This is a genomic window from Pectobacterium hainanensis (genome assembly GCF_046237015.1).
Taxonomy (GTDB): domain Bacteria; phylum Pseudomonadota; class Gammaproteobacteria; order Enterobacterales; family Enterobacteriaceae; genus JBJYIN01.
Map to the genome: position 1 here is coordinate 1 of NZ_JBJYIN010000006.1, position 11,623 is coordinate 11,623.

11 protein-coding genes and 1 tRNA gene are annotated in these 11,623 nt (G+C 48.1%); 10 read left to right on the forward strand and 2 right to left on the reverse strand.

Annotated elements, in window-relative coordinates:
- Positions 1 to 62: 62 nt before the first annotated feature.
- The 5 genes from ACKPVM_RS07435 to yjfF all read left to right on the forward strand — a co-directional run bounded on the left by ACKPVM_RS07435 (position 63) and on the right by yjfF (position 5,156).
- Positions 63 to 138 (forward strand) — tRNA-Trp (locus ACKPVM_RS07435).
- A 435-nt stretch (positions 139 to 573) separates the two neighbouring features.
- Complete coding sequence (ytfQ, locus tag ACKPVM_RS07440) at positions 574 to 1,530, forward strand: galactofuranose ABC transporter, galactofuranose-binding protein YtfQ (protein ID WP_409308252.1); 957 nt, start codon at positions 574 to 576, stop codon at positions 1,528 to 1,530.
- Positions 1,531 to 1,676: 146 nt separating this feature from the next.
- Positions 1,677 to 3,173, forward strand: a complete 1,497-nt coding sequence (ytfR, locus tag ACKPVM_RS07445) for a galactofuranose ABC transporter, ATP-binding protein YtfR (protein WP_409308254.1) — start codon at positions 1,677 to 1,679, stop codon at positions 3,171 to 3,173.
- Positions 3,174 to 3,183: 10 nt separating this feature from the next.
- Complete coding sequence (gene ytfT, locus ACKPVM_RS07450) at positions 3,184 to 4,194, forward strand: galactofuranose ABC transporter, ATP-binding protein YtfT (protein ID WP_409308256.1); 1,011 nt, start codon at positions 3,184 to 3,186, stop codon at positions 4,192 to 4,194.
- A complete protein-coding gene (yjfF, locus tag ACKPVM_RS07455; RefSeq protein WP_409308257.1) occupies positions 4,194 to 5,156 on the forward strand; it encodes a galactofuranose ABC transporter, permease protein YjfF in 963 nt (320 codons plus the stop codon). The genes ytfT and yjfF overlap by 1 nt, the downstream gene beginning before the upstream one ends.
- 12 nt (positions 5,157 to 5,168) lie before the next feature.
- Here the strand turns inward: yjfF and hdfR are convergent, their stop codons facing one another.
- Positions 5,169 to 5,996 (reverse strand): HTH-type transcriptional regulator HdfR, encoded by an 828-nt coding sequence (gene hdfR, locus ACKPVM_RS07460; RefSeq protein WP_409308259.1) that lies wholly within the window; start codon positions 5,994 to 5,996, stop codon positions 5,169 to 5,171.
- A gap of 119 nt (positions 5,997 to 6,115) precedes the next feature.
- Between hdfR and ACKPVM_RS07465 the strand changes: the two genes are divergently transcribed.
- The gene (locus tag ACKPVM_RS07465) at positions 6,116 to 6,454 is read left to right on the forward strand and encodes a MaoP family protein (protein WP_409308260.1); all 339 of its coding nucleotides are present in this window, start codon (positions 6,116 to 6,118) and stop codon (positions 6,452 to 6,454) included.
- Positions 6,455 to 6,578: 124 nt separating this feature from the next.
- Here ACKPVM_RS07465 and ACKPVM_RS07470 read toward each other — a convergent pair whose 3' ends face one another.
- Entirely contained in the window at positions 6,579 to 8,105 is a 1,527-nt protein-coding gene (locus ACKPVM_RS07470) for a YifB family Mg chelatase-like AAA ATPase (protein WP_409308262.1), read from the reverse strand.
- Positions 8,106 to 8,453: 348 nt separating this feature from the next.
- Here ACKPVM_RS07470 and ilvL point away from each other — a divergent pair, with 348 nt between their 5' ends.
- From ilvL to ACKPVM_RS07490, 4 genes are all read left to right on the forward strand, one after another.
- Complete coding sequence (gene ilvL / locus ACKPVM_RS07475; RefSeq protein ID WP_071531109.1) at positions 8,454 to 8,552, forward strand: ilv operon leader peptide; 99 nt, start codon at positions 8,454 to 8,456, stop codon at positions 8,550 to 8,552.
- 140 nt (positions 8,553 to 8,692) lie between these two features.
- Complete coding sequence (ilvG, locus tag ACKPVM_RS07480; protein ID WP_409308265.1) at positions 8,693 to 10,339, forward strand: acetolactate synthase 2 catalytic subunit; 1,647 nt, start codon at positions 8,693 to 8,695, stop codon at positions 10,337 to 10,339.
- A 39-nt stretch (positions 10,340 to 10,378) separates the two neighbouring features.
- On the forward strand, positions 10,379 to 10,639 hold the full coding sequence (ilvM, locus tag ACKPVM_RS07485; protein ID WP_409308267.1) for an acetolactate synthase 2 small subunit: 261 nt from the start codon (positions 10,379 to 10,381) through the stop codon (positions 10,637 to 10,639).
- Between the two features lie 24 nt (positions 10,640 to 10,663).
- Entirely contained in the window at positions 10,664 to 11,590 is a 927-nt protein-coding gene (locus ACKPVM_RS07490) for a branched-chain amino acid transaminase (RefSeq protein ID WP_409308269.1), read from the forward strand.
- Positions 11,591 to 11,623: the final 33 nt, after the last annotated feature.

Below are 11,623 nucleotides of genomic sequence, written 5' to 3' on the forward strand. Positions count from 1 at the left end.
AATACCTGCCTGTCACGCAGGGGGTCGCGGGTTCGAGTCCCGTCCGTTCCGCCACCCTATTTAGGGGCGTAGTTCAATTGGTAGAGCACCGGTCTCCAAAACCGGGTGTTGGGAGTTCGAGTCTCTCCGCCCCTGCCAAATAGAACCCTTCACATATTGTGAAGGGTTTTTTTTGTTTGTATTTATCCTCAATCCTGTCTCGTTGCTGCTACCAATCTTTTCCCAGTTATTCCCCTGAAATGAAGCTCTGATCGATTCAATACATTGTTATTGAATCAATAGTGATACTTGATCTTGTGTTTTAGGATCGTGCTCGTTTAGCTGTAAATATGTACAAAATCACCGTAATGCCAGGTTGTGACCTTGCTCATCCAACTTGTTTGATATTTGCACTAAAACTAATTACTACCTGAACGTCAGGAATAGCCTCCTAGCATATGCCATCAGGTTGCATTCACTTGTCAGGGTAGTTGTGAATATCACACCGGTAGCGCTATAGCACGAATCTGTAGCGTTATGCTGTACCTGAAATCTGACTAGGTAGCGGTAAGACTACACAGAAGGAGTTTAAATATGTACAGACGTTTACTGATAGCTGTTGCCGTTAGTGCGGCACTATGTGGTGCTACGCAGGCAAAACCGTTGACGGTAGGTTTTTCCCAGATAGGTTCTGAGTCTGGGTGGCGTGCTGCGGAAACTAAAGTGTCGAAACTTGAGGCTGAAAAGCGTGGCATAACGTTAAAAATCGCTGATGCGCAACAGAAACAAGAGAATCAGATTAAAGCGGTGAGATCGTTCATTGCACAAGGTGTAGATGCCATCTTTATTGCCCCTGTTGTCGCTACAGGTTGGGCTCCCGTATTGCAGGAAGCTAAAGAGGCAAATATTCCGGTGTTCTTACTCGATAGAACGATCGAAGTGAACGACCCTTCTTTGTATATCGCGGCCATTGCTTCTGATAGCGTTTATGAGGGAAAGGTAGCAGGGGAATGGTTGGTGAAGGAAGTGGCAGGCAAACCTTGTAATGTTGTTGAGCTACAAGGAACGGTCGGTGCCAGCGTGGCGATAAATAGAAAGAAAGGGTTTGCCGATGGTATCGCTGCTGCGCCTGAAGTAAAAATCATACGTTCTCAGTCGGGAGACTTTACCCGTAGTAAGGGTAAAGAAGTCATGGAAAGCTTTATTAAAGCAGAGCAGAACGGAAAAAATATCTGTGCTGTTTATGCTCATAATGATGATATGGCTATTGGTGCAATTCAGGCTATTAAGGAAGCGGGATTAAAACCAGGATCACAAATAAAAGTGGTCTCTATTGATGGTGTGCCTGATATTTTCAAAGCCATGATGAATGGTGAAGCAAATGCAACAGTTGAATTAACACCAAATATGGCTGGTCCTGCATTTGATGCATTATTGGCAATGAAAAAGGAAGGGAAGCAACCGGAGAAGTTTATTCAGACAGAATCTCGATTATTATTGCAAGATACCGCAAAGCAGGAGTATGAGGCTAAAAAAGATCTGGGTTATTAATACTCATAATGGCGGGTATTCACTCGCCATTACCAGCGATTAGCCAATAGATTTTATTTTGCAGGAAGGTAGCAAACTCACTCATATATAACTTGAAGTATGACGGACAACTCCTGACATATTGGGTTCTTGTATAGGTGAAACAGATGGAAACTGCACGGTTATTAGATATTCGAGGCATGAGCGTTGAGTTTCCTGGAGTAAAGGCGTTGGATGGCGTCAACTTCACGCTCGATAGTGGAGAAGTCGTTGCTCTGTTAGGAGAGAATGGAGCAGGGAAATCCACTCTAATCAAGGCGCTAACAGGTGTTTATCGTTGTTCCGCTGGAGAAATTATCCTTGAGGGTGTGCCTATTAACCCAACTAATACCGCGCATGCTCAATCATTAGGTATTGGCACGGTATATCAAGAAGTTAATTTATTACCGAATTTATCGGTCGCAGCAAACTTATTTATTGGTCGTGAGCCAACGCGATTTGGTATTGTTGATCAGAAGCGTATTATCAACCAGGCTGAAAAATTATTATCAAATTATGGCTTGAATATTGATGTCAGCCAGCAATTGGGAAATTATTCAATTGCCATTCAACAAATTGTAGCCATAGCCAGAGCAATAGATCTTTCTGCCAAAGTTCTGATCCTTGATGAACCAACGGCGAGTTTGGATGCTAAAGAAGTCGATATGCTGCTGGATATATTAAGGCAGCTACGTAGCCAGGGCGTTGGCATGATATTCGTCACGCACTTTCTTGATCAAGTCTACCGTATTAGCGATCGTATTACCGTATTACGTAATGGGAAATTAGTTGGTACGTTGCCGACCAGCGAATTACCGCGTATTGAGCTGGTACAAATGATGCTTGGACACAGCTTTGATGAAAATTTACTCAAGCGTGGCGAGCATAATCGCGTTACTAACTATCCGGTTGTGCAATTCAAACAGTACGGCCGACGTGGTTTGATTAATGACTTTGATCTCTCTGTTCATCCTGGAGAGATTGTTGGTTTGGCCGGGCTACTCGGTTCGGGGCGAACCGAAACGGCACAGCTTATCTTTGGTATTAAGACGCCCGACAGAGGGGAAGCCAGAGTTGATGGTAAGCGGGTGAACATACGTGCGCCACGCAAAGCAGGAAAGCTGGGGTTTGGCTACTGCCCTGAGGATCGTAAGACGGATGGTATCGTGGGCGCGGCAACGGTACGGGAGAACATTATTCTAGCGCTCCAGGCACAACGAGGTTGGTTGAAACCGATTTCTCTGCGAGAGCAAACTCGCATCGCCGAACGTTTTATCCAACTGCTTGGTATCCGTACTCCCAGTCCTGAGCAGGAAATTCAATACTTATCTGGCGGGAATCAACAAAAGGTTTTGCTATCGCGATGGCTGGCGACCGAACCTCGCTTTTTAATTCTGGATGAGCCAACACGCGGTATTGATGTTGGTGCACATGCTGAAATCATACGGCTCATTGAGAAATTGTGTGAGCAAGGTATGGCCTTATTAGTGATCTCTTCGGAGCTGGAGGAACTGACGGGTTATGCCGATCGCATTGTTGTTCTACGCGATCGCCAGCACATCGTTCATCTGGACCACGATGAAATATCGGTAGCAGCGATTATGCAAGCGATAGCGGTGCAATAAGGAGTCGTAAATGACAGACATGAAAGCTCAGCCTGTCAGGCAAGTTCGCTGGACGTTTTCGAAGGGAATGCCTCAGCTTTTTGCCTTGATAGCCATCTTGCTGATTGACAGTTTGGTTGCACCCAACTTTTTTTCTTTGCACGTACAGGACGGACGCTTGTTCGGTAGTCTGATCGATATTCTGAACCGTGGTGCCCCCGTTGCGCTGTTGGCATTGGGTATGACACTGGTTATCGCGACGGGAGGTATTGATTTATCCGTTGGGGCAGTGATGGCAATTGCTGGCGCGACGGCAGCAACGCTCACAGCACAAGGGTATGCACTCCCATTTGTTCTGTGTGCCGCCTTAGCCGTTGGCGCGTTATGTGGGTTATGGAATGGCTTTCTGGTGGCGATCCTGCAAATCCAACCGATTGTGGCGACTCTGATGTTGATGGTCGCTGGGCGCGGTATCGCCCAGCTCATTACTGAGGGCCAAATTATTACTTTTGACCATGCTGGCCTGGCTAAGATTGGGAGCGGTTCGCTGTTCTATATGCCAATGCCCGTCATTATTGCCTGCTCAATGTTGCTGTTGCTTTGGTTGCTGACTCGCAAAAGTGCGCTGGGGCTTTTCATTGAATCGGTCGGCATTAATTTACGTTCTGCTCGTAATGCTGGTGTCAGTACCAAGTTGGTCCTGATGACGGTTTATGTTCTCTGTGGTCTCTGTGCTGCGGTAGCGGGGGTGATTGTCACTGCCGATATCCGGGGCGCGGATGCGAATAACGCGGGCCTTTGGCTGGAACTGGATGCGATTCTGGCAGTGGTTATTGGTGGGGGATCTTTGCTAGGGGGGCGGTTCAATTTACTACTTTCTGTCATTGGTGCACTCATTATTCAGAGTATGAATACCGGTATTTTACTCTCAGGGTACCAGCCTGAGTTTAATCTGGTGCTGAAAGCATTGGTTGTGCTGGTCGTCTTGATCATGCAATCGCCGCGTTTCTCATTCCGCTCTATTTTCAGGAGGTTCGGATAATGTTGAAACGAAATTTTCCCCTGCTGATGACCATGGTGGTATTTATTGTTGGTTATCTGTTCTGTGTCAGTCAATTCCCAGGGTTTGCTTCTTCGAGGGTTTTCTTTGATTTACTGACCGATAACGCGTTCCTGGGCATTGTGGCCGTAGGGATGACCTTTGTCATCTTATCGGGAGGGATAGACCTGTCTGTAGGGTCTGTCATCGCATTTACCGGCGTGTTGTTAGCCAAGCTGATCGGAACTTACGGGATAGATCCCTTTACCGCATTTGCGATTGCATTGGTGATGGGCGCGATGTTTGGCGCTTTCATGGGATGGATCATTGATACGATGAAACTACCCGCTTTTATTATCACGTTGGCAGGGATGTTTTTTGTACGTGGTATGAGTTTTATTGTATCGGAAGAATCGATACCTATCGACCATCCTGTTTATACGCAGTTGGCGAGCTTGGCATGGCGTGTACCTGGCGGCGGTCGCTTTACTTTTCTGGCTTTAATTATGCTTATTGTGGTTGTGATCGGTATTGTACTGGCACACCGCACCCGCTTTGGCAATCGAGTCTATGCCATTGGCGGCAGTAGCTATTCTGCTGAGTTGATGGGAGTGTCTGTACGACGAACAACTATCCATATCTACATGTTGTCCAGCACACTTGCTGTTCTCTCCGGTATTATTTTTTCACTCTATACCTCCGCGGGTTATGCACTGGCTGCTAGCGGTGTGGAGCTTGATGCGATTGCGGCGGTTGTGATTGGTGGCACACTCCTTACTGGTGGCGTTGGTACGGTACTGGGGACGCTGTTTGGCGTATTAATTCAGGGGCTCATCCAAACCTATATCACATTTGATGGCACACTGAGTTCGTGGTGGACAAAGATTGTCATTGGATTCCTGCTGTTGGTTTTCATTGGGTTGCAAAAAGTATTGAGCACGTTCTGGTTGACCAGGCGTGCTTAAATAACCGATTAGCTATGCTGACAGCGCAATTGGGGTTTTGAGCAATTGGCGAATGAGCGCCTGTTGATCGCTGTTTTGCAACCAGACGGCATAGAAGGGGCGAACGACAGGAAGTGTGTCCTCCAACACCCGCAGATGAGGATAAAGGTGTTGCCAGTGGCTGGGTAGAAATGCGCAGCCACCTGTGGTCGTTAACAGTTGTTGGGTAAGGTATGCGGATGTGGTTGTGAGTACAGGAAGCTGCTCGCTAGGCAGCAATCGACTTTCCTGCTGATGAAAATCGGCTCCCCATTCAAGTTTGATATAAGGCAACGCCTGGTTATTTTCATTCTCTGCCGATGTGAAAAGTGAGAGTGAAAAATTGCCCAATAGTTGACTGGCTAACTCTTCCATCTTGGGTTGTTCTGTCGTAATCAACAAATCTAATTGGCGCTCATGGAGTTGTTTTACCAATGAATGACGCAGCGCGATGCGGGCCTCTAACTGTAATAATGGTCGTTGTTGGTAGAGCGATTGTAACCAGGGTGTGAGGTATGCTTCCCATAATGACGCGGTCGCACCAATGGACAGGAGACTGTGTTGTTGAGAACGAGCGACCTCTTTTTTGGCAATCTGCCAGGTACCAATCAGGCTCTCTGCGTAGGGTAGAAGCCGCTCTCCAGCAGGTGTCAGACGGATATTGTTACGATGACGAGTAAATAAATTTGCACCAAGTTGGGTCTCTAACTGACGAATGCGAAAACTTACGGCTGATTGTGTCAGATAAAGCGATTCTGCGGCACGGCCAAAGTGTCTTGTCCTGCTGACTTCCAGAAAGGTTTTTAGTAATTCGCTATCCACGCCCATCTCCAAAAATTTTTGTCGTAATGATTTAAATGTTTTGTTTTACACAATGTCAAGCCTATCTAATACTCCGCGCCATAAACAACACGACCATAGAAGAATTAGGAGCGTGTAAGATGGCGGAAAGCTTCTCTACTAATAATCGTTTTTTTGATAACAAATTTTATCCACGCGGTTTTTCCCGACACGGCGACTTTACAATTAAAGAAGCACAAGTGCTGGAACGCCATGGTTATGCCTTTAATGAACTCGATCTGGGCAAACGTGAACCGGTTACCGAAGAAGAGGTTCTGTTTGTTGCAATGTGCCGAGGTGAACGTAAGGCTGAGACGGATAAGGAAAAGATATGGTCTAAATATTTAGATCGTATTCGTCGTCCTAAACGCTTCCACACGTTGTCCGGCGGAAAACCGCAGATGGATACGGTCGAAGAATACACCGAAAGTGATGATTAGTAAGAGAATGGGGCGGTAAGCCCCATTTTTACGCCGACAACAGAATGCCGTGCTCATCCCTTAGTGGCTAAAATGGCTAAACACAAGTGGTTGTCTCTGGCTCGATTATCGATGCGAGAGTATTTCAGCCAAGGTTCCGATGCAACTGTATGAGTAGACGATCCATGCAGCGGTAGCTTAGGGCTTCTGCAAGGTGTTTTCTCTGGATATCGGCTTGGTCGGCAAGATCGGCAATGGTTCGGGCTACTTTCAATATTTTGTGCCAGGCGCGTACGGATAGCCCCAGCTTGCTCATCGCTTCTTCCAGATAGGCCGCGTCTTCCCCTGCCAGTCGGCAATATTTCTCAATTTCATTTGGTTTCAGTAGTGTATTAATTTTACTGGCGCGATGAATTTGTCTCTGTCTTGCACACAACACTCGTTCCCTGACAACCGCGCTGCTTTCTCCCTGAATACGCTGTTGGCGTAAAACGCCGGGAGGTAATAGCGGCACTTCAATAGAAATATCGAAACGATCAAGAAACGGACCGGACAGTTTGCTGAGGTAGCGTAGCACTTGCTGCGCAGGCAATCGGTTATGGACGCCTTGATAATGGCCTGAGGGGCTTGGATTCATGGCGGCAACGAGCTGCACCCGCGCCGGATAGCGGACTTTGGCACGGGTACGGGAAATAATAATTTCACCGGATTCCAGTGGTTCTCGTAGTGAATCCAATACACGTCGCTCAAATTCGGGAAGTTCATCCAGAAATAAAATGCCATTATGTGCAAGCGATATTTCTCCTGGTTTGGGGAGGGCACCGCCGCCGACCAATGCCGTCATGGATGCACTGTGGTGTGGGGCACGGAAGGGCCTCGCTCGCCAGTGTTTCATCGTGACATCAATGTTAATCAGGCTATTTACCGCTGCACTTTCCAAGGCCTCTTCATCGCTTAACGGCGGCATCAGGTTGCCAAGCCGACTGGCAAGCATGGTTTTCCCTGTGCCCGGCGGGCCGAGCAACAACAAATTGTGACCACCAGCGGCTGTAATTTCTAACGCCCGTTTAGCCTGTTCTTGCCCAATGATGTCTTGAAGGTCGGGAGCGTCATCATCGAATTTTGTTAGTGGAGGGACATCGTGACTGTGGAGTAATGCCTCCTCACCCTGTAAGAACGCGCAAACTTGTAGCAAATGTCCGGCCATGAGTGCTTCACCTTGAGGAACCAGTGCCATTTCCAGTTTGTTGTCTTCGGGCAAAATCAACTGACGTTCGGATTTTATCGCCTCTAGCGCAGCCGGAATCGCGCCATTGACGCCGCGTAACGTGCCGGATAGCCCCAATTCTCCCAGAAACTCATACCGACTCAACTTCTCTCCATTGATCTGCTCTGAAGCGGCCAAAATCGCCAGCGCGATAGGGAGATCGTAACGCCCTCCCTCTTTGGGCAGATCTGCTGGAGCCAGATTGACGGTTATCCGTTTGGCCGGAAAGGTAAAACCACAGTTGATGAGCGCACTACGTACTCTGTCTCGTGCTTCTTTAACGGTGGTTTCTGGTAAGCCAACCAGTGTTAATGCGGGTAATCCATTACTGATGTGTACCTCGATGTACACTCCCGGTGCTTCTATGCCTATCATCGCCCGGGTATAGGTGACCGCCAGTGACATTCTTTCCCCCTTTTGTACGTGGCGACATGATGCGTTATCGCTGTTTTGGAAGGGAGGGGGATATGATGGGTTTGCGAGGCCGTATCGAAGAAAAATGCTTTTTTGCATTCGCTTGCGTCATTCATGCGATCTGCATTGCCATGTTTAACTTATCTGTCTGCTCTCATCATTTTTGGTGAATGGATGAAAATAGAGAGATGACGCTCTACCCTATGATTCAACTCTATTTTTTTATGTTTTCACCGTAAGGTTGAAAATTAATAATATAAAAAAATGTTGTCATCATACGGCTGACTGTGATAACTCTGTAGGCATTCGTTCGACAATAGATGATTGAACAACCTATTTATGAAAGCCCTATCCCTAGTGATTAGCCTAGTCGTGATTAGCGTGGTGGTGATTATTATCCCACCGTGCGGGGCAGCACTTGGACGAAGAATGGCTTAAAAATCAAGCCCGAATTCAAGAAAACCCCCGCACCGAAAGGTCGGGGGTTTTTTGTTGGGCGTAATAGTTAACGTAAGGGAACAGAAAATGAATGTCAGCATAAAATTCTGTTATTCCCATAAGATGTCGGGGAAATAACTATGAATGGGGCTCAGTGGGTGGTACAAGCGTTGCGAGCACAGGGCGTGGAAACGGTATTTGGTTATCCCGGTGGGGCGATAATGCCCGTTTATGATGCGCTTTATGATGGTGGCGTAAAACACCTGTTGTGTCGTCATGAACAAGGTGCTGCGATGGCCGCGATTGGTTATGCTCGCGCTACAGGGAAAGTGGGTGTTTGTATTGCAACTTCCGGCCCCGGCGCAACGAATTTGATCACGGGTCTGGCCGACGCTCTGCTGGATTCTGTTCCCGTTGTTGCGATCACGGGACAGGTTGGGTCGGCATTGATAGGGACTGATGCCTTTCAGGAGATTGACGTTTTAGGATTGTCGCTTGCCTGTACAAAGCACAGTTTCCTGGTTGAGTCACTGGAGTCTCTGCCTGAAGTTATGGCCGAGGCGTTCGCGATTGCCAGCAGTGGTCGTCCCGGTCCGGTTCTGGTTGATATTCCCAAAGATATTCAACTGGCTGTCGGCGATTTTATCCCACACGTTGCGCCTGTTGATAATCACTTTGATTTTCCCGCTCAGAATATTGAATTAGCGCGTGACATGTTGGCGCACGCTAAAAAACCGGTGTTATATGCGGGTGGTGGTGTGGGTATGGCGCACGCGGTTCCTGCTCTGCGTGAGTTTTTATCCACTACCGGTATGCCTTCGGTCGTCACGTTGAAAGGATTAGGGGCTGTCGATGCGGCGCACCCTTCCTATCTGGGAATGATTGGTATGCACGGCACCAAAGCAGCCAATTTGATGGTACAGGAATGCGATCTGTTAATCGCAGTCGGTGCCCGTTTTGACGATCGTGTGACGGGGAAACTGAGTACGTTTGCTCCACATGCCAAGGTGATCCATATGGATATCGATCCGGCAGAACTGAGTAAGCTACGTCAGGCGAACGTGACATTACAGGGTGACTTGAACGCGCTGTTGCCCGCATTGCAACAGACGTTGAAGATTGATGAATGGCTGCAACAAGCAGCGATGATGAAAGCCGAGTATCCATGGCGCTATGACCATCCGGGCCAGGCCATTTATGCGCCAGCGTTGTTAAAGACCATTTCTGAACGGATGAGCGCAGATACGGTAGTGACAACAGATGTTGGACAGCATCAAATGTGGGCCGCTCAGCACATGACGTTCAGCCGGCCAGAAAATTTCATCACTTCCAGCGGGTTGGGTACGATGGGGTTCGGTGTCCCCGCCGCCGTTGGCGCACAGGTTTCCCGTCCGGAAGACATGGTCATCTGTATTTCGGGAGATGGCTCTTTCATGATGAATGTTCAGGAGTTGGGCACCATCAAGCGAAAACGGCTGCCACTAAAAATCGTCTTGCTGGATAACCAACGCTTAGGCATGGTGAGACAATGGCAGCAGTTGTTTTTTGATGAGCGTTACAGTGAAACCGATCTCTCCGATAACCCCGATTTTCTGACGTTGGCAAGCGCTTTTGATATCCCCGGCCAACGTATCACGCGTAAAGACCAGATTGATGTTGCATTGGATGCCCTGTTTAACAGCCAGGGGCCTTACTTACTGCATGTCTCCATCGATGAGTATGAAAACGTCTGGCCTCTCGTTCCACCCGGTGCCGGTAATGAAACGATGTTGGATAAAACCGAGTAATGGCTGGCTAAACCGAATATCAGTATTGGAGAAAATAGAATGATGCATCATCAGCTTTCCATTCAGGCACGTTTCCGCCCCGAAGTTTTGGAACGTGTTTTACGCGTTACCCGCCACCGCGGTTTTAAGGTCTGCGCCATGAACATGGTACAGACGACAAATAATGAACATATTAATATTGAACTGACCGTTGCCAGTCATCGTCCGGTAGATTTATTGTCGGCGCAGTTGAGTAAATTACTCGATATCTCCGATGTTGATATTCAACCGATGGCGGCAACACAGCAGATCAGTGCTTAACGTACAACGTAAGGGAAATAAAAAATGACAAAGAAAGCAGACTACATTTGGTTTAACGGTGAAATGGTGCCGTGGGCAGAGGCGAAAGTCCATGTGATGTCGCATGCATTGCATTATGGTACTTCCGTGTTTGAAGGGGTCCGCTGTTACGACTCGCATAAAGGCCCGGTTGTATTTCGCCATCGTGAGCATATGCAGCGTTTGCATGATTCCGCCAAGATCTATCGTATGCCGCTACAGCAGAGTGTTGAAGAGTTGATGGAAGCGTGTCGTGAAACGCTACGTAAAAATAATCTGGCCAGTGCGTATATTCGCCCGCTGGTCTTTATTGGCGATGTCGGCATGGGTGTGAATCCGCCAGACGGCTATAAAACTGATGTCATCATTGCGGCATTTCCGTGGGGCGCTTATTTGGGTGAAGAAGCGCTGGACCAGGGGATTGATGCCATGGTGTCATCCTGGAATCGTGCAGCGGCGAATACGATACCGACCGCCGCAAAAGCGGGGGGCAACTACCTGTCTTCTCTGCTGGTAGGAAGTGAGGCGCGCCGTCACGGTTATCAGGAAGGGATCGCGCTGGATGTTCATGGTTACGTGTCTGAAGGCGCGGGAGAGAACCTGTTTGAAGTGAAAGATGGCATTATCTTCACGCCGCCGTTTACCTCTTCTGCACTACCGGGCATTACCCGCGATGCCATTATCAAATTGGCAAAAGGTCTGGGCTTTGAAATCCGTGAACAGGTGCTGTCGCGTGAATCGCTGTATCTGGCAGATGAAGTCTTTATGTCTGGCACTGCCGCAGAAATCACGCCGGTTCGCAGTGTTGATGGTATTCAGGTTGGTATTGGTAAGTGCGGCCCGGTCACGAAAAAATTGCAGCAGGCGTTCTTTGGCCTATTCACGGGTGAAACGGAAGATAAGTGGGGCTGGTTGGATCCAGTAAACCGTTAATTACTAGAGATAAAATCAGACGATGGTTCGTTC

What these genes read in the sequence shown, in the direction of transcription:
- yjfF (WP_409308257.1), top strand. Translation starts at nt 4,194, where the DNA reads ATGTTGAAACGAAATTTTCCCCTGCTGATGACCATGGTGGTATTTATT.
- ytfT (WP_409308256.1), top strand. Translation starts at nt 3,184, where the DNA reads ATGACAGACATGAAAGCTCAGCCTGTCAGGCAAGTTCGCTGGACGTTT.
- ytfR (WP_409308254.1), top strand. Translation starts at nt 1,677, where the DNA reads ATGGAAACTGCACGGTTATTAGATATTCGAGGCATGAGCGTTGAGTTT.
- ACKPVM_RS07490 (WP_409308269.1), top strand. Translation starts at nt 10,664, where the DNA reads ATGACAAAGAAAGCAGACTACATTTGGTTTAACGGTGAAATGGTGCCG.
- ilvM (WP_409308267.1), top strand. Translation starts at nt 10,379, where the DNA reads ATGATGCATCATCAGCTTTCCATTCAGGCACGTTTCCGCCCCGAAGTT.
- ilvG (WP_409308265.1), top strand. Translation starts at nt 8,693, where the DNA reads ATGAATGGGGCTCAGTGGGTGGTACAAGCGTTGCGAGCACAGGGCGTG.
- ytfQ (WP_409308252.1), top strand. Translation starts at nt 574, where the DNA reads ATGTACAGACGTTTACTGATAGCTGTTGCCGTTAGTGCGGCACTATGT.
- ACKPVM_RS07465 (WP_409308260.1), top strand. Translation starts at nt 6,116, where the DNA reads ATGGCGGAAAGCTTCTCTACTAATAATCGTTTTTTTGATAACAAATTT.
- ACKPVM_RS07470 (WP_409308262.1), bottom strand. Translation starts at nt 8,105, where the DNA reads ATGTCACTGGCGGTCACCTATACCCGGGCGATGATAGGCATAGAAGCA.
- ilvL (WP_071531109.1), top strand. Translation starts at nt 8,454, where the DNA reads ATGAAAGCCCTATCCCTAGTGATTAGCCTAGTCGTGATTAGCGTGGTG.